This window comes from Spirillospora sp. NBC_01491 (assembly GCF_036227065.1).
Taxonomy (GTDB): domain Bacteria; phylum Actinomycetota; class Actinomycetes; order Streptosporangiales; family Streptosporangiaceae; genus Spirillospora; species Spirillospora xylanilytica.
The window spans coordinates 2365126-2386825 of the sequence record NZ_CP109432.1 but is presented as its reverse complement, the minus strand read 5'-3'; the positions used below and the strand labels follow the sequence as shown (position 1 = coordinate 2386825).

At 75.9% G+C, this 21700-nt stretch carries 20 protein-coding genes; 7 read left to right on the top strand and 13 right to left on the bottom strand.

What is annotated here, in order from left to right; genetic code table 11:
* Positions 1-8 precede the first annotated feature (8 nt).
* Both OHA34_RS11290 and OHA34_RS11285 read right to left on the bottom strand, forming a co-directional pair.
* Entirely contained in the window at positions 9-716 is a 708-nt protein-coding gene (locus tag OHA34_RS11290) for a creatininase family protein (protein WP_285941069.1), read from the bottom strand.
* A 37-nt stretch (positions 717-753) separates the two neighbouring features.
* Positions 754-1689 (bottom strand): phosphatase PAP2 family protein, encoded by a 936-nt coding sequence (locus OHA34_RS11285; RefSeq protein ID WP_285941068.1) that lies wholly within the window; start codon positions 1687-1689, stop codon positions 754-756.
* A gap of 160 nt (positions 1690-1849) precedes the next feature.
* Between OHA34_RS11285 and OHA34_RS11280 the strand changes: the two genes are divergently transcribed.
* Positions 1850-3496: an ABC-F family ATP-binding cassette domain-containing protein gene (locus OHA34_RS11280; RefSeq protein WP_329521573.1), complete on the top strand. Its 1647-nt coding sequence runs from the start codon at positions 1850-1852 to the stop codon at positions 3494-3496.
* Between the two features lie 170 nt (positions 3497-3666).
* Here the strand turns inward: OHA34_RS11280 and OHA34_RS11275 are convergent, their stop codons facing one another.
* On the bottom strand, positions 3667-4791 hold the full coding sequence (locus OHA34_RS11275; protein WP_329521572.1) for an ROK family transcriptional regulator: 1125 nt from the start codon (positions 4789-4791) through the stop codon (positions 3667-3669).
* A 164-nt stretch (positions 4792-4955) separates the two neighbouring features.
* Here OHA34_RS11275 and edd point away from each other — a divergent pair, with 164 nt between their 5' ends.
* The 3 genes from edd to eda are packed head-to-tail and all read left to right on the top strand — an operon-like array spanning position 4956 to position 7716.
* A complete protein-coding gene (edd, locus tag OHA34_RS11270) occupies positions 4956-6782 on the top strand; it encodes a phosphogluconate dehydratase (RefSeq protein ID WP_329521571.1) in 1827 nt (608 codons plus the stop codon).
* A complete protein-coding gene (locus OHA34_RS11265) occupies positions 6779-7096 on the top strand; it encodes a glucokinase (protein ID WP_329521570.1) in 318 nt (105 codons plus the stop codon). Before edd ends, OHA34_RS11265 begins: the two co-directional genes overlap by 4 nt.
* On the top strand, positions 7093-7716 hold the full coding sequence (gene eda, locus OHA34_RS11260) for a bifunctional 4-hydroxy-2-oxoglutarate aldolase/2-dehydro-3-deoxy-phosphogluconate aldolase (protein WP_329521569.1): 624 nt from the start codon (positions 7093-7095) through the stop codon (positions 7714-7716). Before OHA34_RS11265 ends, eda begins: the two co-directional genes overlap by 4 nt.
* A 35-nt stretch (positions 7717-7751) precedes the next feature.
* On the opposite strand, the gene OHA34_RS11255 is transcribed toward eda, so the two are convergent.
* A complete protein-coding gene (locus OHA34_RS11255) occupies positions 7752-7949 on the bottom strand; it encodes a hypothetical protein (RefSeq protein WP_285941060.1) in 198 nt (65 codons plus the stop codon).
* 73 nt (positions 7950-8022) lie between these two features.
* On the opposite strand from OHA34_RS11255, the gene OHA34_RS11250 reads away from it, so the two are divergent.
* Entirely contained in the window at positions 8023-8970 is a 948-nt protein-coding gene (locus OHA34_RS11250; RefSeq protein ID WP_329521568.1) for a LysR family transcriptional regulator, read from the top strand.
* Between the two features lie 50 nt (positions 8971-9020).
* Here the strand turns inward: OHA34_RS11250 and OHA34_RS11245 are convergent, their stop codons facing one another.
* The 3 genes from OHA34_RS11245 to OHA34_RS11235 all read right to left on the bottom strand — a co-directional run bounded on the left by OHA34_RS11245 (position 9021) and on the right by OHA34_RS11235 (position 11623).
* Positions 9021-10241 carry a M28 family peptidase gene (locus tag OHA34_RS11245; protein WP_329521567.1) on the bottom strand — a complete coding sequence of 407 codons (1221 nt, stop codon included), beginning with the start codon at positions 10239-10241 and terminating at the stop codon, positions 9021-9023.
* A gap of 70 nt (positions 10242-10311) precedes the next feature.
* On the bottom strand, positions 10312-10845 hold the full coding sequence (locus OHA34_RS11240; RefSeq protein ID WP_285941057.1) for a DUF1707 SHOCT-like domain-containing protein: 534 nt from the start codon (positions 10843-10845) through the stop codon (positions 10312-10314).
* Positions 10846-10852: 7 nt separating this feature from the next.
* Entirely contained in the window at positions 10853-11623 is a 771-nt protein-coding gene (locus OHA34_RS11235) for a PadR family transcriptional regulator (protein WP_285941056.1), read from the bottom strand.
* A gap of 221 nt (positions 11624-11844) precedes the next feature.
* On the opposite strand from OHA34_RS11235, the gene OHA34_RS11230 reads away from it, so the two are divergent.
* Positions 11845-13842, top strand: a complete 1998-nt coding sequence (locus tag OHA34_RS11230) for a bifunctional phosphatase PAP2/O-acyltransferase family protein (RefSeq protein WP_285941055.1) — start codon at positions 11845-11847, stop codon at positions 13840-13842.
* Positions 13835-14743: an SDR family NAD(P)-dependent oxidoreductase gene (locus OHA34_RS11225; RefSeq protein ID WP_329521566.1), complete on the top strand. Its 909-nt coding sequence runs from the start codon at positions 13835-13837 to the stop codon at positions 14741-14743. Before OHA34_RS11230 ends, OHA34_RS11225 begins: the two co-directional genes overlap by 8 nt.
* A gap of 54 nt (positions 14744-14797) precedes the next feature.
* On the opposite strand, the gene hpnH is transcribed toward OHA34_RS11225, so the two are convergent.
* The 6 genes from hpnH to hpnD are packed head-to-tail and all read right to left on the bottom strand — an operon-like array spanning position 14798 to position 21698.
* Positions 14798-15796 carry an adenosyl-hopene transferase HpnH gene (gene hpnH / locus OHA34_RS11220; RefSeq protein ID WP_285941053.1) on the bottom strand — a complete coding sequence of 333 codons (999 nt, stop codon included), beginning with the start codon at positions 15794-15796 and terminating at the stop codon, positions 14798-14800.
* A 5-nt stretch (positions 15797-15801) separates the two neighbouring features.
* Positions 15802-16518 carry a phosphorylase family protein gene (locus tag OHA34_RS11215; RefSeq protein ID WP_329521565.1) on the bottom strand — a complete coding sequence of 239 codons (717 nt, stop codon included), beginning with the start codon at positions 16516-16518 and terminating at the stop codon, positions 15802-15804.
* Positions 16515-18467 (bottom strand): squalene--hopene cyclase, encoded by a 1953-nt coding sequence (shc, locus tag OHA34_RS11210; protein WP_285941051.1) that lies wholly within the window; start codon positions 18465-18467, stop codon positions 16515-16517. The genes OHA34_RS11215 and shc overlap by 4 nt, the downstream gene beginning before the upstream one ends.
* The gene (locus OHA34_RS11205; RefSeq protein ID WP_285941050.1) at positions 18467-19492 is read right to left on the bottom strand and encodes a polyprenyl synthetase family protein; all 1026 of its coding nucleotides are present in this window, start codon (positions 19490-19492) and stop codon (positions 18467-18469) included. Before OHA34_RS11205 ends, shc begins: the two co-directional genes overlap by 1 nt.
* Positions 19489-20811: a hydroxysqualene dehydroxylase HpnE gene (hpnE, locus tag OHA34_RS11200; RefSeq protein ID WP_285941049.1), complete on the bottom strand. Its 1323-nt coding sequence runs from the start codon at positions 20809-20811 to the stop codon at positions 19489-19491. Before hpnE ends, OHA34_RS11205 begins: the two co-directional genes overlap by 4 nt.
* Complete coding sequence (gene hpnD / locus OHA34_RS11195) at positions 20808-21698, bottom strand: presqualene diphosphate synthase HpnD (protein WP_285941048.1); 891 nt, start codon at positions 21696-21698, stop codon at positions 20808-20810. The genes hpnE and hpnD overlap by 4 nt, the downstream gene beginning before the upstream one ends.
* Positions 21699-21700: the final 2 nt, after the last annotated feature.

Below are 21700 nucleotides of genomic sequence, written 5' to 3'. Positions count from 1 at the left end.
CGGCCGCGCTACCGGCCGGGCGCCGCCCCGTCCAGGACGGCCAGGAGCCCGCCGAACGACGCGACCAGCTCCGCGAGGAGGTCCCGGCCCTTGCGGGCCGAGGCGAGCGACGGCCGGCCGACGACGCCCGACCCGGTGTACGGCGCGAGCCCGAGCGTGAGCAGGTGCCGGCGGTCGTCCGCCAGATGGTCGGCCGACTCGTACCCGGGCCTCACCAGCGCCGGATGGGCGTGCAGCAGGATGGACGTCTCCAGCTCCCCGGCGTGCATGTCGCTGTCGGCCGGGGTCTGGACGCCCGCCGCGCCCAGCGCCGCGTCCCAGTCCTGGACGCCGGGGAAGAGCGCCATGCCGCCACCGGCCTCCTGCACGACGTTCCCCAGCACGTAGTTCCCGCCATGCCCGTTGACCAGGACGAGCCCGGCCGGGGCGACCGAACCGGCGATGTCCCGCACGATCGCGTCGAGCGTCCGCGCCGAGATGCTCACCGTCCCGGGCCAGGCCGCGTGCTCATGCGAGCAGGAGACCGTCACCGGCGGCAGCACCCGGACCGGATGGACGGCCGCGATCTCCCGCGCGATGGTGCAGGCGATGACGGTGTCGGTCGCCAGCGGGAGGAACGGCCCGTGCTGCTCGAAGCTGCCGACGGGCAGCAGGGCCACCCGGTGCCCGCGCTCGTCGGCGGTGGTGCCCATCGGCAGCAGGTACCCGTCGTCCATGCCCTGTCCCTGCCCGTCCGCGCACGGCGCCACTCTCTCAGCGCGAAGGCGTGAGCACCGGCACCCGGGCCGCCTCAGGCTCCGCCGGCGCCTCCCGCGGCGCCGGGACGAGCGGGGCGGCCACGGGCCGCGCCACCGGCACCGTGACCGTCGCCGCCACCATCGCCGGGCGGGCCCCCGCAGGCCGCCGGACGACGATGGCGGTGAGCGCCGCTGCGAACCCGAAGAGGACCGCGGCGACCAGGCCGTCCAGCCAGTAGTGGTTGGCGGTGACGACCACGACGAGCACGGTGACCGGGGCGTGCAGGGCGACGGCCCAGCGCCAGCGGCTCCGCGACACCCGCAGCACCGTCACCGCGACCAGCAGCGCCCAGCCGATGTGCAGCGACGGCATCGCCGCGTACTGGTTGGCGATCCCGTCGGCCACCTGCGGATACGCCGACGGACCCACGGTCTGCATGGTGTCGACCATGCCCAGCCCCGCCAGCCGGGGCGGCGCGAGCGGGAACAGCATCTGCACGCCCAGCCCCGCCGCGGTGAGCACCACCAGCTCCGTCCGCACCCGCCGGTAGGCGTCGCGATGCCGCGTGTACAGCCAGATGAGCAGCAGCGCCGTCCCCGGGAAGTGCACCCCCACGTAGTAGAGGTTCGCCAGGAGCGCCGCGTGATCCCAGCCCAGCACCCAGCTCTGCAACGCGCCCTCGCCGGGCAGCCGCGCCGCCCGCTCCAGGTCCCACAGCCGCGACGCGTTCGCCATCGCGTCCCCGACGCCGCCCTCGACCAGCGTCCGCCCCCACTTGTAGGCGGCGAAGAGAATCAGCAGCGACGCCACCTCGAACGCCAGTGGCCGCGCCGACCGCAGCACTCCGTTCGCCCCGCGCAAGCGGAGCACCCCGTTCGCCATCCCGTCCTCCGCGTCCGTCGCTCCCGATCCGGCGAACACCAGCCTGAGCGCCCCCGTCCCTCCGCGCACTGGGCCCAGCCCGCGTCCCACGGAAGGCTGAGCCCAGTGCATGGGGTGGACTTAACCCCACCCTGACCCACAAGTCTCCTGGACGATCGCCACCGCCCCGACCACGGGCCCGCCGGCGCCGGCGGGGGCACCGCCCATCCGGGACGGATAGCGTTCGGGGATGAGCGCCACTCTTGTCGTGAAGGATCTCGCCGCCGGGCACGGTGACCGGATGCTGTTCTCCGGGCTCGACCTCGTCGTCGCGCCCGGCGACGTCGTCGGGCTGGTGGGGGCCAACGGGGCCGGGAAGTCGACCCTGCTCAGGCTGCTGGCCGGGCTGGACGCGCCGGAGGAGGGGCTCGTCCAGCTCAGCCCCGCGTCGGCGGCCGTCGGCTACCTGCCGCAGGAGCCGGAGCGGCGGGCGGGCGAGACGGTCGAGGGGTTCCTGGCGCGGCGCACCGGGGTGGCGCGGGCGCAGGCGGACCTGGACTCGGCCACCGAGGGCCTCGTCGCGGGCGCGGACGGCGCGGACGACGCCTACGCCGCGGCGCTCGAACGGTGGCTCGCGCTGGGCGGCGCCGATCTGGAGGACCGGGCCGGGGAGGTCGCGGCCGACCTCGGTCTCGCGGTCGACCTGCGGCAGCCGATGACCGCGCTGTCGGGCGGCCAGGCGGCGCGGGCCGGGCTCGCCTCGCTGCTGCTGAGCCGGTACGACGTGTTCCTGCTGGACGAGCCCACCAACGACCTCGACCTCGACGGCCTGGACCGGCTGGAGCGGTTCGTGACCGGGCTGCGCGCCGGGACGGTGCTGGTGAGCCACGACCGCGAGTTCCTGACCAGGACGGTGACCCGGGTGCTGGAGCTCGACCTGGCCCAGCACCAGGTGAACACCTACGGCGGCGGCTACGGCGCCTACATCGCCGAGCGCGAGGTGGCCAGGCGGCACGCGCGGGACGAGTACGAGGAGTACGCCGGCAGGCTGTCCACCTTGCAGGAGCGCGGGCGCACCCAGCGGGCCTGGATGGACAAGGGCGTCAAGAACGCCCGCCGCAAGGCGGCCGACAACGACAAGATCGGCCGCAAGTTCCGGTCCGAGGCCAGCGAGAAGCAGGCCGCCAAGGCCCGCCAGACCGAGCGGGCCATCGAGCGGCTGGAGACCGTGGACGAACCGCGCAAGGAGTGGGAGCTGCGGATGGAGATCGCCGCCGCGCCGCGTTCCGGCGCGGTGGTGGCGACGCTGCGGGGCGCGGTCGTCCGCCGCGGCGGGTTCGAGCTCGGGCCGGTCGACCTCGAGGTCGGCTGGGCCGAGCGGGTCGCGATCACCGGTGCCAACGGCGCCGGGAAGACCACGCTGCTCGCCGTGCTGCTCGGCCGGGTCGCCCCGGACGCCGGGCACGCGGCGCTCGGCCCCGGCGTGGTCGTCGGCGAGGTCGACCAGGCGCGCGGACTGTTCCTGGGCGAGGAGGTCCTGCTGGAGGCGTTCGGAGCCGCTGTCCCCGACCTCGCGCCCGCCGACGTCCGCACCCTGCTCGCCAAGTTCGGGCTCCGCGCCGACCACGTGCTGCGTCCCGCCGCCGGCCTGTCGCCGGGGGAGCGGACCCGCGCGGCGCTCGCCCTGCTCCAGGCCAAGGGCGTGAACCTGCTCGTGCTGGACGAGCCGACCAACCACCTCGACCTCCCGGCGATCGAGCAGCTCGAGTCGGCGCTCGACTCCTACCCCGGCACCCTCCTGCTGGTCACCCACGACCGCCGGATGCTGGAGGCCGTCCGCACCACGCGGCGCCTGCGCGTCGAGGACGGCCGGGTGCGGGAGATCGACCAAGACTAGGCTGTGTTTCAAAGCCCGGCCCGGTGTCCTCGCCTGGCGGCTCGGACGCCGACCGTGCTTGGGCGAGCGCTGCATCGCTTCGCGATCTGGCCGGTGGGGCTCGCCTCCGGCTTCGCCCCACCGGCCAGGTAACGCGCTCGCGCGGCGGCCGAGGCGCTTTGAGACAGGCCCTAGATCGGGGACGCGTCGATGGCCTCGGGTGCGAGGATCTGGTCCAGGACCATGGCGGCGCAGCCGGTGAGGCCGGCCGACTCGCCGAGCCGGCTCGGCTCGATCCGCAGGCTGCGGGTGGCCAGGGCGGTGGAACGCCGGTAGACGACCTCGCGGACGCCCGCGATCAGCGGCTCGCCGGCGGTGAGGTCGCCGCCGAGGACGACCACGGCGGGGTTGAGCAGGTTGACGGCGGTGGCGACGACCTCGCCGATGCGGCGCCCCGCGTCCCGGACGAGGGCGACGGTGGCGGCGTCGCCCGCGCGGGTGAGGGCGGCGAGGCCGGGCAGATCGTCCGCGGGCGACCGGGCCAGCAGCGCGGCGCTGCCCGCGATCGCCTCGACGCAGTCGAGGTTGCCGCAGCGGCACGGGGTGCCGCCCCCGTCGCGGACGGGGACGTGGCCGATCTCGCCGGCGGCGCCGAGCGCGCCGCGCTGGATCCGGCCGCCCGCGATCAGGCCCGCGCCGATCCCGGTGGAGACCTTCACGAACATCAGGTCGTCGACGCCGGGGTGGGCCTGGTGCTCGCCGAGCGCGGCGGCGTTGACCTCGTTGTCGAGGTAGGCGGGGACGCCGAAGCGGGCGGTGATCGGCGGGCCGATCTCCACGCCGTCCCACCGGCCGGGGGCGTGCTCGACGGCGTTGGGCACGCCGAGGCCGGCGCCGCGGACCGTGCCGGGGTCGATGCCGGCCGACTCCAGCAGCTCGGCCCACCGGTCCAGCAGGCGGGGGAGCGTCCGGCCGGTGGAGGCGCCGGCGGGCGGCGCGTCGGCGTGGGCGAGGAGGGTGCCGGCCAGGTCGCTGACGGCGACCTGGCCGCGCGACTGCCCGAGGTTGGCGACCAGGACGGCGCCGCCGCCGGCGTTGAACGCCAGCCGGGCCGGGGGGCGGCCCCCGGTGGACGGGCCGTCGGCGCGTTCGGTCACCAGGCCGCGCTCGACGAGCTCGGTGACCCGGGCCGCGACGGCGGGACGCGACAGCCCGGTGATCCGGCCGAGGTCGGCGCGGGTGGCGACGCCGTCCTCGCGGATGAGGCGCAGCACATCGCCGCTGGTGGACGGGCGGGTGCTGGGGCGGCGTGGCATCCCGCAAGTCAAGCATGCGATGCTTAAGTACGTCGATTTGGTGTAACCCCCCTACTTTAGTAACTCAAAGTGCATAAGTAGGAGAGTCGCGCTTGCCGATGTCGCGATAGCCTGCCCGCTTCGTCCTCCCCGTTCTGTCGTCCTCCCCGGTCTGGAGCGTTCCGATGACCATCTCCCCGCACCCCGCCGTGGCGCGCGTGACCGAACGCGTCGCCGAGCGCAGCGCGGACCGCCGCGCCGCGTACCTGAGCCGCGTCCGGGACGCGCGGACCGCCGGCCCCGCCCGCGGCGGCCTCGGCTGCGCCAACCTCGCGCACGGCTTCGCCGCCTGCGGCCCCACCGAGAAACTCCAGCTCAGGGGCAGCGCCACGGCCAACATCGCGATCGTGTCCGCCTACAACGACATGCTGTCGGCGCACCAGCCGCTCAAGGACTACCCGGACCGGCTGAAGGCGGCCATCGCGGCGGCGGGCGGCACCGCCCAGTTCGCCGGCGGCGTGCCCGCCATGTGCGACGGCATCACCCAGGGCCGCGCCGGGATGGAGCTGTCGCTGTTCAGCCGGGACGTGGTCGCGATGGCGACGGCGGTCGCGCTGTCGCACGACATGTTCGACGGGGCGCTGCTGCTCGGCGTGTGCGACAAGATCGTCCCGGGACTGGTGATCGGCGCGCTGTCGTTCGGGCACCTGCCGGCCATCCTGGTCCCGGCCGGGCCGATGGCCTCCGGGCTGCCCAACGGGGAGAAGGCCAAGGTCCGCAAGCGGTTCGCGGCGGGCGAGATCGGCCGCGACGAGCTGCTCGCCGCCGAGGCCGCCTCGTACCACTCGGCGGGCACCTGCACGTTCTACGGCACCGCCAACTCCAACCAGCTCCTCATGGAGGTCATGGGCCTGCACCTGCCCGGCGCGAGCTTCGTCCCGCCGGGCACCGGGCTGCGCGACGCGCTCACCGACGCGGCCGGCCGCCGGGTCCTCGAACTGACCGACCTGAGCGGCGCGGGGTACACCCCGATCGGGGAGATGCTGGACGAGCGGGCGTTCGTCAACGGCGTCGTCGCGCTGCTGGCCACCGGCGGGTCCACCAACCACACCCTGCACCTGGTCGCCATGGCCGCCGCCGCGGGCCTCGAGCTGACCTGGGACGACTTCGACGAGCTGTCGGACGTCACGCCGCTGCTCACCCGCCTCTACCCCAACGGCACCGCCGACGTGAACCACTTCCACGCCGCGGGCGGCACCGCGTTCCTCATCGGCGAGCTGCTCGACGCCGGGCTCCTGCACGGCGACGCCCGCACCGTCGGCGGGGACGACCTGAACGCCTACCGTCAGACCCCGGAGCTCACCGGCGGCGGGATCGGGTGGCGGCCCGTCGCGCCGGAGTCCGGCGACCTCGGGGTGCTGCGCCCGGTGGAGGAGCCGTTCGACACCCACGGCGGGCTGCACACGGTCCGCGGCAACCTGGGCCGCGCCGTGATGAAGGTGTCGGCCGTGCGGGAGGAGCACCGCACGGTCGAGGCCCCGGCGCGCGTGTTCGAGTCGCAGGAGGCCTTGCAGGAGGCGTTCGCGGCCGGAGAGCTCGACCGCGACGTGGTCGCGGTCGTCCGCTACCAGGGGCCGCGGGCGAACGGCATGCCCGAGTTGCACCGCCTCACCCCGCCCCTGTCGGTCCTGCAAGACCGGGGGCACCGGGTCGCGCTGGTGACCGACGGGCGGATGTCCGGGGCGTCCGGCGCCGTGCCCGCCGCCATCCACGTCTCGCCGGAGGCCGCCGCCGGAGGCCCGCTGGCCCGCGTCCGCGACGGCGACGTCATCCGGCTCGACGCGGGCAAGGGCCTGCTCGACGTGCTGGTCCCGGACGAGGAGTTCGCCGCCCGCGAGCCCGCCGGGGCCGCCGCCGGCCGGGACGCCTGGTCGGGCACCGGCCGCGAGCTGTTCGGCGCGTTCCGCGCGGCCGTCAGCCCCGCCGAGCGCGGTGCCGGGGTCTTCTCGTGATCGTTCCCGGGCGCCCCCGGCTCGTCGCCGACGTCGGCGGCACCGACGCGCGGCCCGCGCTGCTCGGGTCGTCCGCCGGGAACGCGGAGGTCACGCCGGGTGCCCGCGGCGGCGTCCACCCCGGCGGCGGTATCCTGCCCCGCATCGCCGACGTGCTGCGGGGGAGCGCGTTCCGCGGCAGGTTCGAGGGGAAGCCGCCCGTCGAGGACTACCTGCGGGCCGTTCCCACCGCGCTCATCGTCCATCCCGGCCCGGCCCTGCTCGGCGCCACCGTCCGGCTCGCGCAGAGCCCGTCCGCACTGGAGCCCGCATGAACGCCGAAGAAGTACTCGCCCTCGCCCCGGTCGTCCCCGTCGTGGTCCTCGACGACCCGGACGCCGCCGTCCCGCTCGCCCGCGCGCTGGTCGCGGGCGGCCTGCCCGCCATCGAGGTGACCCTGCGCACCTCCGCCGCGCTGGAGGCGATCGAGCGCATCGCCGCCGAGGTTCCGGACGCGGTCGTCGGCGCCGGCACCGTCGTCCGGCCCGAGGACGCCCAGCGGTCCGCCGCCGCCGGGGCGCGCTTCCTGGTCAGCCCCGGCTGCACCGCCTCGCTCCGCGAGGGGATGGCGGCGACCGGCCTGCCGTTCCTGCCGGGCGTGTCGAGCGCCTCGGAGGCGATGGCGCTGCTGGAGCACGGCGTCACGGTCATGAAGTGCTTCCCCGCCGAGGCGTCCGGCGGGATCGGCCTGCTGAAGTCCCTGTACGGGCCGCTGCCGCAGATCCGCTTCTGCCCGACCGGCGGGATCACCCCCGCCAACGCGCCCGGCTACCTGGCGCTGCCGAACGTCGCCTGCGTCGGCGGCTCCTGGCTCACTCCCGCGGACGCCGTCCAGGCCGGTGACTGGGACCGGGTCAAGGCGCTCGCCGCGGAGGCCGCCGCGCTGTCCGGCTGACCGGGACGGCGCGGCGGTGGGCGCGGACGCGGCGGTCAGCCCTCGCACCGGGAGCACGGCCGGGTGCGGGCCGCCGCCGAGAGCCGTTCGCCGTCGGCGCTGTAGGGGACGCGGACCATCCGGAGCCGCCCGCAGGCGCAGCGGCTCCAGACGACGACGCCGTCGCTGGTGGTGTGGCGGGAGATCAGCGCCTCGCGGGTGTGCGAGGCCGGCAGGGGATTCGCTTGAGTCATGAGAGCAGTGTGCGCCGACTCGACTCCCGCGGTCCATTGCATGTTTTCGCATCGGATCGTGCAATATGGTCACATGATTGACCTTCGGCGGCTGCACACGCTGCGTGCGATGCACCAGTACGGGACGGTCACGGCGACGGCGGCGGCCCTCCACCTCACGCCGTCGGCGGTCTCCCACCACCTGCGGGAACTCGCCCGCGAGCTCAAGGTCCCACTGCTGGAACCGCAGGGCCGCAACGTGCGGCTCACCCCGGCGGCGCAGCTGCTCGTCGAGCACGCGGACGCGCTGCTGGCCCGCTGGGAGGAGGCGCTCGCCGACCTGGAGTCGCACCGCGCGGGCGAGTCCGGCCCGCTGCGCATGTGCGGGTTCACCACCGCGATCAGCGGGCTCGTCGCGCCCGCCGCCGGGCTGCTGCGCCGCGCCGACCCCGCCCTGAGCCTCCAGGTGCGCGAGTGCGACACCGGCGTCGCCCTCGGCCTGCTGCTGGCGGGCGAGACCGACATCGCGGTGATCGAGCCGACCGTGGACGCCCCGCCGCCGGGCGACGCCCGGTTCGACCGCGAGCCGCTGCTCGCCGAGGTGCTCGATCTCATGGTCCCCGCCGGGCACCCGCTGACCAGGCCGAGCCGGGTGGCCCTGGAGGACGCCGCGGCCGAGCCGTGGATCGTCGTCACCCCCGAGAGCTGCGACCACCACCAGCAGGTGGTGACGCACTGCGCCGCCGCCGGCTTCACCCCGCGGGTCGAGCACGACGCCACGAGCTGGTCGGCGATCTGGGCGCTGGTGGCCAACGGCCTCGGCGTCTCCCTCGTCCCGCGCCTGGCCGACGGCCCGCAGGACCAGCCGGTGGTGCGGATCCAGCTCAGCGGCCCGTCGGTGCCGACCCGCCGCATCCTGACCTGCGTCCGCCGGGGCAGCCGCGAGAACCCGCTCATCGCCCGCGGCCTGCGGGCCCTGAACGACGTCATCCCCGACCGCTGCGTCCGCCCGTCCCAGGCGCCGGCCCCCGTCCCGGTCTGATCGGTGCCGGAACGGCGGGCCGGGTCACCGGATCGGGTCGGCGGATCGGGTCAGCGGGCGGCGAGGGCGCGGGCGACGGCCTCGGTGAGCTGCGCCGCGTCGGCGACGCAGCGGTAGTCGACGTGCTCGGGGACGTCGCTCGGCAGGTGGTAGTGGGGGATCAGCCCCTGCTCGTCGACCGAGACCAGGCACGCGGCCGGGTAGCCGTGCCGGGCCGGCACCGTCGCGGCGCCGTCGGCGCGCGGGCGGGGCACGCGCTGGAGGCCGATGCCCTGCTCGGCGGCGCAGCGGGAGATCAGGTCACCGAGGTCCGGGTCGAACGGGCCGCCCCGCAGCGGCCCCCGCGTGCGGGGCAGCACCAGCTCGCCCGAGCCGAGCGCCTGGAGATCGAGGAACCAGGTGGCGTCGTGCGCCAGGTCGGGGAAGTGCCGCCGGGCGAAGCCCCGGACGCCCTCCTGCAACGCCTCCTCGGCTCCCGCCGACAGCAGGATCACCCGCAGCCCCGAAAGCGGCCGTCGCCGCGCGGCCTCGGCGAGGGCGACCAGTACCGACACCCCGCTCAGAGCGTCGTTCGCGCCCGGGACGGCCCGGCGGGCGCCGATGTCGGCCAGCGCGGCGGTGGCGAGCGCGCTCAGCGCGCCGCCCGCGCGCCGCACCCAGGTCAGCCCCGTCGCGGCGCCGAGCGCGACCAGGACGGGACCGGCCAGCACCGGCCACCACACCGGGGGGCAGGGCGCCGCCCGTCCGGCGAGACGGGGGAGCCGGAGGCGCCGTGCCGCCCAGCGCACCGGCCTCTGGTCGTACACCCGTCCGGACGGGGCCGCGTCGTGGTGGGCGATGACGACCAGCGTCCGCCGCGCCGACCGGTCGCCGACCCCGGCGACCACGTTGCAGGCCGTCCGGCGCCTGCTCAGGAGGGCGCGGGCGACCCGCCGGCCGGGCCCGGCGTCGCCGGCGATCCCGGCGGCGGCGACCGCCGCGCCGAGCGCGCCGAGCGGCCGGGACCGCCCGCCGGCCAGGGCCGCCAGCACGGCCAGTCCGGTCAGCGCCCCCACCGGCCAGGCGTAGGACCCGTACGCCGGGACCTCCTCGACCCGCGCCGCGGCGCCGAGCCCCCGCAGCCGGTCCGCGATGAGATGGGCCGCCTCGCGCTCGCCCGGCGAGCAGGGCGGGCGCTCGATGCGGGCGAGCCGCTCGACCGTGGCGCGCAGCCCGGCCTCGTCGGGGCGGTTCGCCGGCGAGACCGGGTACAGGAACCTCTCTGAGGTCATGTGCGCGACGGTTTCACGATTCGGTTGGACGGTCCATGGCGGGCGCCGCCCCCAAGATGGTTCCGTGCGGTCAGCGGACGCGGCGGGCGCGCCGCACCGAGACGGCCAGGATCACCGCGCGGACGATCCAGATCAGCATCGCGATCTGCAACACCGTCAGGACCGCCGCGCCCGGCCCCACCGCGATCGTGGTGAAGACGAACACCCCGACCAGCAGCGGGAACGCGGCAAACGGGTGGTGCCGGGCGTGGTGCCCGTGATGCCGCGCCGGGTGCCCGTGCCCGTGGAAGTGGGCCGGGTGCCCGAACGGCCCCCTGCCCGGACGCCCGAACGGCCCACGGACCGCCGGGCCGTACGCGGGGCCGAACGCCGCCCCGAACGGCGTCGCCGACATCGGGGACGGCTCGGCGAGGACGTCCGGGCCCGGCAGGTCCCGCAGGACGCCGCGCAGGTCGCCCCGGGTCTTGGCGCCCAGCGCGGCGCCGAGCCGCTGGTCGAGTTCCGCGCGGTCGAGCCGTCCCGCCGCGAAGTGGTCGTGCAGCGCGGCGGTCGCCGCGTCCCGCTCGGCGTCGCCGATGCGGAGGTCGTCGGGGCGGGTCACCATGATCCCTCTACTCCTCGGTGGTGTCGTCGGTGGTCGGGCCGCCGTCCGGCGCCGCGGTCGCGGCGCCCGGGTCCTCGTCGGCGAGGATCCGGTAGAGGCTGCGGCGGGTCTCGGCGAGCACGTCCCTGGCCTGGGCGACCTGGTCGGCCGACCCCGAGTGCACGATCTGCATGACCGCGGCGCCGGTCTGCGCCACCTGCTTGAACAGCTCGGGGACGCCCTCGCCGAACTCGGGCGTCATCTCGGCCCAGGGCTCGGTCAGCTCGTCGGCGTGCTCCTGGACGTAGGCGCGGCCCTCGCCGGTGAGATGGAAGGTGCGCCGCCCGCCGCTCTCCTCGCCGGCGATGAGCCCCTCGTCGGCGAGCTGCTGCAACGCCGGGTAGATCGCGCCGGGGCTGGGCTTCCAGCCGCCGCCGCTGCGCTCGTTGATCTCCTGGATGATCTGGTAGCCGTTGCGCGGCTCCTCGGCCAGCAGGGCGAGGACGGCCGCGCGCACGTTGCCCTTGCGCGCCTTGGGCCCGCGGCCCCATGGGCCGCCGCGCCCGCGCGCCCACGGCGGACGCCCCTGCGGCCCGCGTCCCCAGTCGCCGGACGGTCCCCAGGGCCCGGGTCCGCCGCCGAACATCCAGCCGAAGCCCGGCCCCTCGCCGTGGGCGCGGGGACCGCAGCCGCGGCCCTGGTGCGCCGCCGCGGCCTGGGCCGCCTTGGCTCCGAGCGCGGCGGCCGTGAACGCCCAGCGCAGATCGGGTCCGGATCCGTGTCCGTGTGTCGCCCCCATGTTCTCCACCACCTTCTGAGATCTCTCTATGATCTCTCGCGATACGACAACGATATATCGAAAACGTTCGGCATGGCCAGAAGATTCCAGGCGCGGTTCCCCCGTCCGGCCGCGCGGCCCGATCACCGGGCGTGATCTACCGGCCCGATCCGGCCCGTCTGACCGGAGTGAATCTTGGGTAATGAGGCGGATGTGGGGGAACGATGGGGACGCGGGAGGCCGTGACCGCGCGTGACGCGGTGCTGCCCCGGACGAGTGCCGCGGTGCGTGGCCACGTCTGGCGCGAACTGCTGCTCGGACTGACCGTGTTCGGGCTGTACGGCCTGGTGGTGATGCTCCCCCAGCAGGGCCGCGTCGGGCCGGCCCGCGTGCACGGGGAGCAGGTCTTCCGGCTGGAACGGGCCCTGCACATCGATGTGGAACCGGCGCTGAACGGGTGGCTCGTCGGGCAGCCGGTCTGGCGGGCGCTGGCCAACTACGAGTACGCCATCACCTACATCGTCAGCGCGTTCGGGCTGCTGGCCTGGCTCTACGTGCGCCACCCCGAGCGCTACCGGCCCGCCCGCAACACCTTCGTCCTGCTCAACCTCGGCGGCCTCGCCTGCTTCGTGCTGTACCCGGTGATGCCGCCCCGGCTGATGCACGGCCTCGGCTTCCACGACACGGTCCGGCTCGACCGCACCTGGGGGTCGTGGGGGTCGCCGGTGGTCGAGCACGCCGACCAGCTCGCCGCGATGCCGTCCCTGCACATGGCCTGGACGCTGTGGGTCGGGGTGGAGCTGGCCAGGGTGTCGGCGCGGCGGTCGGTGCAGGGGCTGAACGCCGCGCACATCGTGCTGACCGGCTATGTCATCCTCGCCACCGCCAACCACTTCCTGCTGGACGCGGTGGCCGCCGTGCCGCTGGTGGCCGCCGCGGTGTTCGTCGCCGGGCGGACCGCCCGCGCGCCGGCCGAGCGCGTCCCGGCGGCCGATGCGTTCTTCCTGGCCGTGGAGTCGCCCCGGGCGCCGCAGCACGTGGGCGGGGTCGTCCTGCTCGACACCTCGGAGGCCGGGCCGCGCCGCGACGACCTGGTGCGGGTGGTCACCGACTCGCTCGACCGGCTGCCCAGGTTCAAGCAGCGGCTCGCCGACCCGGCGCGCTGGCGGCGCCCGGTCTGGCGGGACCACACCGCGATCGACTGGGCGTGGCACGTCGGCGAGCGCGACGTCGGCGCCGCCGGCATGGACGGGCTGCGCGCCCTGATCGCCGAGATCCAGCGCGAGTCGCTGCCGCGCGACCGTCCCCTGTGGCGGATGGTGCTGGTGGACGGCGCGCAGCCGGACCGCACCGCCCTGGTCTTCCTGATGCACCATGTCGTCGCCGACGGGGTCGGGGTGGTGGCCCAGGCGATGCGGCTGATGGAGCCGTCGCCGGAGCAGGCGGGCACGACCGCCGTGCCGCCGCGCCGGCGGCTGCGCGAGGCGGCGGCCACGGTGATCGGGTTCTGCCAGCTCGCCGTCGACGTGGCGCCCCGGGCCCGGCTGCCCGCGAGCGGGACGTCCGAGCGGCGGTTCGGCACCGTCCGGGTCCCGCTGGAGACGGCCCGGGAGGTGGCCCGGCGGCACGACGCGCGGGTCAGCGACGTGGTCCTGTGCATGGTGGCGGGCGCCCTGGACCGGGTCGTCCCGTGGCCTCCCGGCGGCTCGCCCGACGGGGCGCGGCGCGACGTCCGGGTCGCGGTGCCGCTCATGATGCGCTCGCCCGAGAGCGAGGCCGAGGGCAACCACACCACGGCGGTCATGGTGGACCTGCCGGTCGGGAGGATGCCCGAGGCCGAGCGGCTGGCCTGCATCGCGCGGCGCAGCCGGGTCCTGCGCACGGGGACCCGCGCGCTGGCGTCGTGGTTCGTGATGCGGCAGGTGGGGCGGCTGATGCCGGCGCCCCTCCACGCGCGGTTCGCGCGGGCGGTCTACGGCGGCCGGTTCCTCCAGGGCGTCGTGTCGAACCTGCCGGGCCCGGACCGGCCGATGCGGCTGGCCGGGGCCCCGCTGACCGAGGTGTACCCGATCATCCCGCTGGCGCCCGGCGCGCCGCTGGCGGTGGGCGCGCTCGGCGTCGACGGGGAGCTGTGCTTCGGCGTCTCGGTGGACCCGGCGCTGGTGGACGACGCGGGCCTGCTGACCGCCGCGATCGCCGAGGTGCTCGACGAGCTGCGGGACGGAGACGCCCATGCCTGACCGGCCGTCCGGCGAGCCCGCACGCGTCCCCCCGCACGCGTCCCTGCACGAGCCACCGCGCGGGCGATCACGGCCGGGTCGGCGGCCGGGCGGGCGGCTGGACGGCGCGGTCGCGCTGGTGACGGGGGCCTCGTCCGGCATCGGCCGCGAGAGCGCGGCGGCGCTGGCGCGGGCCGGCGCCCGGGTGATCGTGCACGGCCGGGACGCGGACCGGCTCGCCGAGGTCGCGGCCGAGGTCGGCGGCACGGCGGTGGCCGGCGACCTGGCCGGTCCCGGGGAGGCCGAGCGCGTCGCGGCGGCGGCCCTGGCGGTGGCGGGACGGGTGGACGTCCTGCTGTGCAACGCGGGCCTCGGCTGGTCGGGCGCGTTCGCCGACATGCCCGCCGACGCCGCCGAGCGGCTCGTGGCGGTGAACCTGACCGCGCCGATCGCCCTCACCCGGCTGCTGCTGCCCGGGATGCGCGAGCGCGGCGGGCGCCTGGTGTACGTGACCTCGATCGCCGGACGGCTCGGCGTGGCGGGGGAGGCGGTGTACGCGGCGACCAAGGCGGGGCTGGACGTGTTCGCCTCCAGCCTGCGGGAGGAACTGCGCGGCACCGGGGTGACGGTGGGCGTGCTCGTCCCGGGCGTGGTCGACACCGCGTTCTTCGAGCGCCGCGGCGAGCCGTACACGCGCCGGCGCCCCCGCCTCCTGCCCCCCGCCCGTGTCGCGGAGGCCCTGGTGGAGGGCATCGCGGCGGGCACGGCGGAGATCTACACGCCGGGCTGGCTGCGGCTCCCCGTCGCCGTACGGGGCGTGGCGCCCGGCGTCTACCGCACGCTGGGCCGCCGCTTCGGCGCCCGCGCCGTCGCGCTGGAACCGGCGGACGGACGCCCGCCCGGCCCCGCCCCCCGATCCTGATGCGGATCGGTGCGGCGACCGGACGGGCGCAGGTCGTGGGTGACGGGCGCGCGTTCAGCCGTTGCGCACGGCCCGGATCGTCTCCTGGAGGGACCCCAGCGTCGCGAACACGGAGGTGGGCTCGTAGCCGCAGTGCGCCATGCAGTTCGCGCAGCGGTCGTCCTGCCCCCGCCCGTAGGAGCCCCAGTCGGTCGTCTCCACCAGCTCCTTGTAGGTCTCGGTGTAGCCGTCGTCCATCAGGTAGCAGGGACGCTGCCAGCCCTTGAGCGAGTACGACGGGATCGCCCACGCGGTGCACGCGAAGTCGACCTTGCCTTCCAGGAAGTCCAGGAACAGCGGCGAGTGGTTGAACCGCCAGCGTTTGCGGTTGCCGTTCGCGAACGTCTTCTGGAAGAGGGCGCGGGTCTCCTGGACGCCCAGGAAGTGGTCCTGGTCGGGCGCCTTCTCGTAGGCGTAGGCCGGTGAGATCATCATCTGATCCACCCCCAGGTCGTCGTTGAGGTAGTCGAGCACATCGATGACGGTCTGCGGGGTGTCGGTGTTGAACACGGTGGTGTTGGTGGTGACCCGGAAGCCGCGTTCCTGGCACATCCGGATGGCCGCGACCGCCTCGTCGAACACGCCCTTCTTGCAGACCGACTCGTCGTGCCGCTCGCGCAGCCCGTCCAGGTGCACGGTCCAGGTGAAGTAGCGGGACGGCTCGAACAGGTCGATCTTCTTGGGGATCAGCAGCGCGTTGGTGCACAGGTACACGTAGTGCTTGAGCCGCACCAGCTCGGCCACCATCTCGCCGATCTGCGGGTGCATCAGCGGCTCGCCGCCGGCGATCGACACCATCGGCGCGCCGCTCTCGCGGATCGCGGCCACCGCCTGTTCCACCGGCATTCGCTTCTTGAGCGTGCTCGCCGGGTGCTGGATCTTGCCGCATCCCGCGCAGGCCAGGTTGCAGGCGTACAGCGGCTCCAGTTCCACCAGCAGCGGGAACTTCTCGCGGCGGGCCAGTTTGTTGCGCATGATGTAGCCGCCGATACGCAGGCTCTGGCGCAGTGGCATGGCCATTACGGTCCGACCTCCTCAGGCAGGTCGATCTCGGTCGCCTTCATCCCGGACGGGGTGAAGGGCGCGTACATCGCCGATGGCGAGGGTCGCGGCGGCGGCGGTGCGGCCGTGGCGCCCTCGGCGGCGTGGGCGGCGGCGGCCCAGGCCGAGAGCGCGGGCCCCGCCGCCCACAGCCGCCGCCACGCGTTCAGGCCGTGCGGGACGGTCCCGGGCGAGACCAGCGGATGCCGGGGCGTGTCGACGATGGCGCGCACGACCGCCCAGGGGCGGGCGCCCGCGGCCTCGACCAGCGGCCCGGACTCCATGTCGACCGCCACCGCCCCGGTCGCGGCCAGCGCGCCCCGCTCGGCGCCGGTGACGGTGTGGCCGGCGGTGACGATCGGCCCGCGGTGCACGGTGGCGCCGCTCAGCGCGAGCAGGCGGGCCAGCGGCCCGGCCCAGTGGCAGCGCAGCGTCCGCCCGCCGGAGCGCACCTCGGTCGCCACCACCAGGTCGCCGGGCCGCAGCCGGGCGTCCAGGGCGCCGCCGAAGCCCGCCACCACCAGCGCGTCGAACTCCGGCAGCCGGGCGGCGGCGGCCTCCGCGCGGCGCGGCCCCATCCCGGTGCGGACCACGCGTACCGCCGCGCGCCCGGGACGCCCGCCGCGGCGCGCGCGGAGGCGTCCGACGGCGCGGGCCTCGACGCCGAGCGCGGCGCAGATCACCAGCCGCGTCACGAGACCTCCCCGCGGGCGTAGCGGCCCAGCGCGTTGATCGGGAACACCAGCCGGTACAGGTGGTAGTTGATGTAGAAGTCGCCGGGGAAGCCGGTGCCGGTGAAGTGGTCCTCGTCCCAGCCGCCGTCCGGCCGCTGCCGGCTCGTGAGCCAGCCGACGCCGCGGTCCACCACCGTGCCGCGCTCGCCGGCCGCGAGCAGCGCCAGCAGCGCCCACGCGGTCTGCGAGGGCGTCGAGGCGCCCCGGCCGATCCAGGACGGCGACCGGTAGGAGCGCAGGTCCTCGCCCCAGCCGCCGTCGTCCTGCTGGTGGCGTTCCAGCCAGTCGACGGCGCGGCGGACGGCCGGCTTGTCCGGGCGGACCCCGGCGGCGATGAGGGCGGGCACCACGCTGCCGGTGCCGTACACGTGGTTGGCGCCCCAGCGGCCGAACCACGACCCGTCCGGCTCCTGGGCCTTGAGCAGCCAGACGACGGCCCGCTTGACCAGCGCGGAGTCGGCCATGCCGCGCTCGCACAGCGCCTCCACGACGTGCGCGGTGACGTCGGCGGACGGCGGGTCGGTCACGGCGCCGAAGTCGCAGAAGGGCAGCTTGGCGGGCAGGGTGCGGGTGTTGTCGGCGTCGAACGCGCCGAATCCGCCGTCGCGGGACACCATCCCGGCCATCCAGCGGACGCCGCGTTCGATCGCGGGCTCGGCCCGCGGGTCCCGCAGCCGGCTGAGCGCGAGGACGGCCTCGGCGGTGTCGTCGGTGTCGGGGTAGACGTCGTTGTCGAACTCGAACGCCCACCCGCCGGGCGGCAGGTCCGGCCGCCGGACCGACCAGTCGCCGGGGCCGGTGACCTCCTCGCCGAGCACCCACTCGGCGGCGCGGACCTGGGCGGGGTGGTCGCCGGGCAGGCCGGCGTCGGTCAGCGCGTTCATGGCGAGGACGGTGTCCCAGAGCGGCGACTGGCACGCCTCCAGGCGGCGGCCCTTCTCGTCGCGGACGGTGAACCGGTCGAGGCCCTCCAGGCCGCGCCGCATCACCGGATGGTCCACGCCGTAGCCGAGCAGGTGCAGCGCGATCAGCGAGTACACCCACGGCGGCTGGATGCCGCCCCACGAGCCGTCCTTCTCCTGGCGGGCGACGATCCACTCGCCGGCCCGCCGCAGCGCGGCCCGCCGCACCACCGCCACCGGGCGCCGCTCGTACACGTGCAGGGCCCGGTCCAGGGCCTGGAACGCCTCGCTCCAGCCGGGCCGCCTCCCGGACCGGCGGCGCCGCGGCGGGCGGTGCTCCGGGCGCAGCTCGGCGAGGTCGAACGGCAGTGTCCGGACGGGCCGGAGCGCCCCGACGACGGTCAGCGGGACGATCGTCTGCCGCGCCCAGCACGCCCAGTCGTAGACGTTCAGCGGGAACCAGCTCGGCAGGAACATCATCTCCGGCGGCATCACCGGCAGGTCGTCCCAGGACCACTGCCCGAACAGCGCCAGCCAGAAGCGGGTGAACACGCGGGTGGCCGCGATGCCGCCCGCCTCGCGGATCGCGTGCGCGGCGCGGCGCATGTGCGCGGCGTCCACCGGGTCGCCGGCGAGCCGCAGCGCCACGTACGCCTCGACGGTCGTGGACAGCTCCGTCGGCCCCCCGTGGAAGTTGGCCCAGGTGCCGTCCGGCGCCTGCTGGGAGCGGATCCAGCGGGCCGCCTCCTCGGTGTCGGGCGCGGTGCGGACGCCGAGGAACTCGCGCAGCAGCAGATCCTCGGCGTCCATGCTCACGTTCGTCTGGAGCTCGCCCTTCCACCAGCCCTCCGGGGACTGGAGGGAGAGCAGGTGGTCGCGCGCCGCCTCCAGCGACGCGGCGGCCTTCCCCGCCTGCGTCCTGGGCTTCGCCGGCGCCCCCGGTTTGCCGGGCTTGCCCGGCCTGTCCGGGATGGGTGCGCTGGACGGCGTGGGTGCGGTGGTGGTCATCAGTGGTCCCGTCGGGTGACGAAGTCGGCGATGTGCAGGAACTCGGTGCGGACGGCGCCCGGCAGCCCGGCCCCGGCCAGCCGCGCGGACGCCCGTTCGACGCGGCGGCCGGCCTCGGCCTCGGCCCAGGCCCGCCCGCCCGCCGCCTCGACCAGGCGCGCGATCTCCCGCAGCGCGCCCTCGTCCGGCCCGGCGGCGTCGGTCCCGGCCGGGAGCGTGTACAGCTCGGCCAGCCGCGCGGACGCCGCGTTCCCGGCGTTCAGGGCGGCGACCACCGGCAGCGACATCTTGCGGGACCGCAGGTCCGACAGGGCGGGCTTGCCGGTGACGACCGGGTCGCCCCAGATGCCGAGCAGGTCGTCGACGAGCTGGAAGGCCACGCCGACGTTCGCGCCGAACGCCTCCAGCGCGCCCGCCAGCGGCTCCGGCGCGCCGTGCAGGACCGCCCCGATCGCGCAGGAGCAGGCCAGCAGCGCCGCGGTCTTGTCGGCGGACATGGCCAGGCACTCGTCCAGGCCGATCTGCCGGCGGCTCTCGAAGTCGAGGTCGAGCGCCTGCCCGGCGATGAGCCGCCGGGTGGCGGCGGCCATCGCGTGCGCCGCCGCCGTCGCGCCCGGTCCGGGCGCCTCCAGCAGCACCTCGGCGGCGAGGGCCAGCAGCGCGTCGCCGGCGAGGATCGCGGCGGGCTCGCCGAACACCGTCCACGCGGCGGGCCGGTGCCTGCGGGTCCGGTCGCCGTCCATGATGTCGTCGTGCAGGAGCGAGAACGCGTGCGTCAGCTCGACCGCGACGGCGCCCGGGAGCCCGCTCTCGGGCGCGGCCCCCGCGGCCCGCGCCGACAGCAGGACGAGCGCGGGGCGCAGCGCCTTGCCGGCCGGGACCGCGGGACGGCCCTCGGCGTCGGTCCAGCCCAGGTGGTAGGCCGCGACGCGGTAGGTGTGCGGGTCGAGGCGGCCGACGGCGGCGCGCAGCGCCCCGTCGACCAGCGCGCGGACGTCGGTCATCGAGACCGGAACGGTCGTCATCGGTCCCTCACCCCCTCCAGGTGGCGACGGACCAGGCGAGCGGCGGTGAGACCACTGCGCACTGCTCCCTCCATGGTGTCGGGCCAGCCCGTGTCGGTCCACGCGCCGGCGAGGAAGACTCCCGTTGCCCGGGTCGCCGCGCCCGGACGCCGCGCGCCGCTGCCCGGCCGCTGCCGGAACGTCGCGCGCCGCTCCCGGGTGACGAACACGTCCCGGACGCGGGCCCGGCGCGCGGCCGGCAGCAGCCGCCGCAGCTCGGGCACGAAGCGGTCCCGGAGCTCGGCGGTGGGCACGTCGATCCAGCGGTCGGCGGCCGACACCGACACCGCCAGGTACTGGCCGCTCCCCAGGCCGCTCACCGCCGTCCGGTCGAAGATCCACTGGACCGGTGAGCCGACCGCGGCGGCGAACGGCCGGTCCAGCACCGGCCGGTCGTAGACGACGTGCACGTTGACGATCGGGCTGGCGTCCAGCGCGTGCCAGCGGGCGTCCGGCCCGGGGTGCGCCTCGGCGGGCAGCAGCCGGGCCGCCGTCTCGTGCGGGACGGCGAGGATCACCGCGTCGGCGGCGACCGGCTCGCCGTCCACCACCACCTTCGGATCGGCGGTCACCTCCTCCGCCTTCGCCTTGAGGCGGACGGTGCCGCCCGCCTCCTGGATCCGCCGCAGCGCCGGGCCGCCGTGCAGTTCGGCGAGCGGGACGGACGGGACGCCGATGTCGGCGGCGCCGGTCCGGCCGAACAGCGCCCGGCGGCAGACCATCGCCGACAGCCCGAGCGAGGCGTCGTCGACCTCGGCGTTGAGCGAGGCGGTGATGAACAGCCCCCACAGCGCCTCGCGGGCCCACGCGCGCTGCCCCCGCCCGGCCAGCCACGCCCCCGCCGAGACCTCGTCGAGCGCGGGATCGGCGGGGTCCAGGCGGCGCAGCGCGGTGGAGGCCCGCATCGCGCGCAGCCGGTCGGCGGGGGACAGCGGCGAGTACCGGGCCAGCGCCGGCAGCAGGTGCAGCGGGCTCGGCAGCGGCGCCCGGCGCAGCCGCGCGCCGCGCCCGCCGGGCGTCAGGACGGTGACGTCGAAGCGGTCCTGGACGGTGGCGAGGTGGTCGGTGCCGAGGCGCCGCAGCAGCCCCTGGTAGGCCGTGCAGCAGCGCAGGAACACGTGCTGGCCGTTGTCGACGTCCAGCCCGTCCCGGCGAAACGAGTGCGTGGCGCCGCCCAGCCAGGGGCGCGCCTCGACCAGGGTGACCTGCACGCCCGTCTCCTGGAGGGCCATCGCGGCGCTGATCCCGGCCAGGCCGCCCCCGACGATGACGACGTTCACCGTTCCGTCCCCGTCAGCGCCCGCGCCGCCACGACCGCCTTCTGCCAGTTCGGCAGCGACATCCGGGAGTCCAGCGCGATGGAGGGACGGTCGGCGATGCGCTCCAGCAGCCGCCGGTAGATGCCCGCCATGGCGGCGGTGCACGCGGCGCTGCGCCGGTCGAGCATCGGCAGCAGCCGCAGCCCCTCGTCGTACCAGGACCGCGCCCGCGCCGCCTCGAAGCGGATCAGGTCGTTCAGCCGCTGCGGCGGGTCGGTGAACCGGCCCGTCTCGTCCTGCGCCAGCGTGCAGCCGAACTTCGCCAGGTCCTCGGCCGGCAGGTAGATCCGGCCGTTCAGCCGGTCCTCCCGCACGTCCCGCAGGATGTTGGTGAGCTGGAGCGCGACGCCGAGCGCGTCGGCGAGCGGCTCGGCCTTCAGCGGGCGGTCCGTCCCGAACACGCCGAGCGACAGCCGCCCGACCGTGCCCGCCACCTGCCGGCAGTAGGGCAGCAGGTCCTCGAACGTGCCGTACTCGGTGCCGCGCACGTCGGCCTCGCAACCGTCGATCAGCTCGCCGAACGCCTCCAGCGGGACCGGGTAGCGCACCGCGGTGTCGGCCAGCGCGGCCAGCACCGGGTCGTCCTCCAGGACGCTGATGCCGGTCCGCCGCCGCCCGTGCGCGTCCCGGAGCACGGTGAGCTGCGTCCGCGACCCGGCCAGCAGGTCCAGCCGCACCCCCGGCGGCTCGGGGCCGTCGCCGATGTCGTCGATCCTGCGGGCGAACGCGTAGATCGCGCTCATCGCGCGCCGCTTGGGACCGGGCATCAGCCGGATCCCGTAGGCGAAGTTGCGAGCCTGGTCGCGCACGACCCTCTCGCAGTGCTGGTAACCGTCGGAAACCGTCACCG

Coding starts and splice junctions, on each gene's coding strand:
- OHA34_RS11290 (WP_285941069.1), bottom strand. CDS start 716: ATGGACGACGGGTACCTGCTGCCGATGGGCACCACCGCCGACGAGCGC.
- OHA34_RS11280 (WP_329521573.1), top strand. CDS start 1,850: ATGAGCGCCACTCTTGTCGTGAAGGATCTCGCCGCCGGGCACGGTGAC.
- OHA34_RS11275 (WP_329521572.1), bottom strand. CDS start 4,791: ATGCCACGCCGCCCCAGCACCCGCCCGTCCACCAGCGGCGATGTGCTG.
- edd (WP_329521571.1), top strand. CDS start 4,956: ATGACCATCTCCCCGCACCCCGCCGTGGCGCGCGTGACCGAACGCGTC.
- eda (WP_329521569.1), top strand. CDS start 7,093: ATGAACGCCGAAGAAGTACTCGCCCTCGCCCCGGTCGTCCCCGTCGTG.
- OHA34_RS11255 (WP_285941060.1), bottom strand. CDS start 7,949: ATGACTCAAGCGAATCCCCTGCCGGCCTCGCACACCCGCGAGGCGCTG.
- OHA34_RS11250 (WP_329521568.1), top strand. CDS start 8,023: ATGATTGACCTTCGGCGGCTGCACACGCTGCGTGCGATGCACCAGTAC.
- OHA34_RS11245 (WP_329521567.1), bottom strand. CDS start 10,241: ATGACCTCAGAGAGGTTCCTGTACCCGGTCTCGCCGGCGAACCGCCCC.
- OHA34_RS11240 (WP_285941057.1), bottom strand. CDS start 10,845: ATGGTGACCCGCCCCGACGACCTCCGCATCGGCGACGCCGAGCGGGAC.
- OHA34_RS11235 (WP_285941056.1), bottom strand. CDS start 11,623: ATGGGGGCGACACACGGACACGGATCCGGACCCGATCTGCGCTGGGCG.
- OHA34_RS11225 (WP_329521566.1), top strand. CDS start 13,835: ATGCCTGACCGGCCGTCCGGCGAGCCCGCACGCGTCCCCCCGCACGCG.
- hpnH (WP_285941053.1), bottom strand. CDS start 15,796: ATGCCACTGCGCCAGAGCCTGCGTATCGGCGGCTACATCATGCGCAAC.
- shc (WP_285941051.1), bottom strand. CDS start 18,467: ATGACCACCACCGCACCCACGCCGTCCAGCGCACCCATCCCGGACAGG.
- OHA34_RS11205 (WP_285941050.1), bottom strand. CDS start 19,492: ATGACGACCGTTCCGGTCTCGATGACCGACGTCCGCGCGCTGGTCGAC.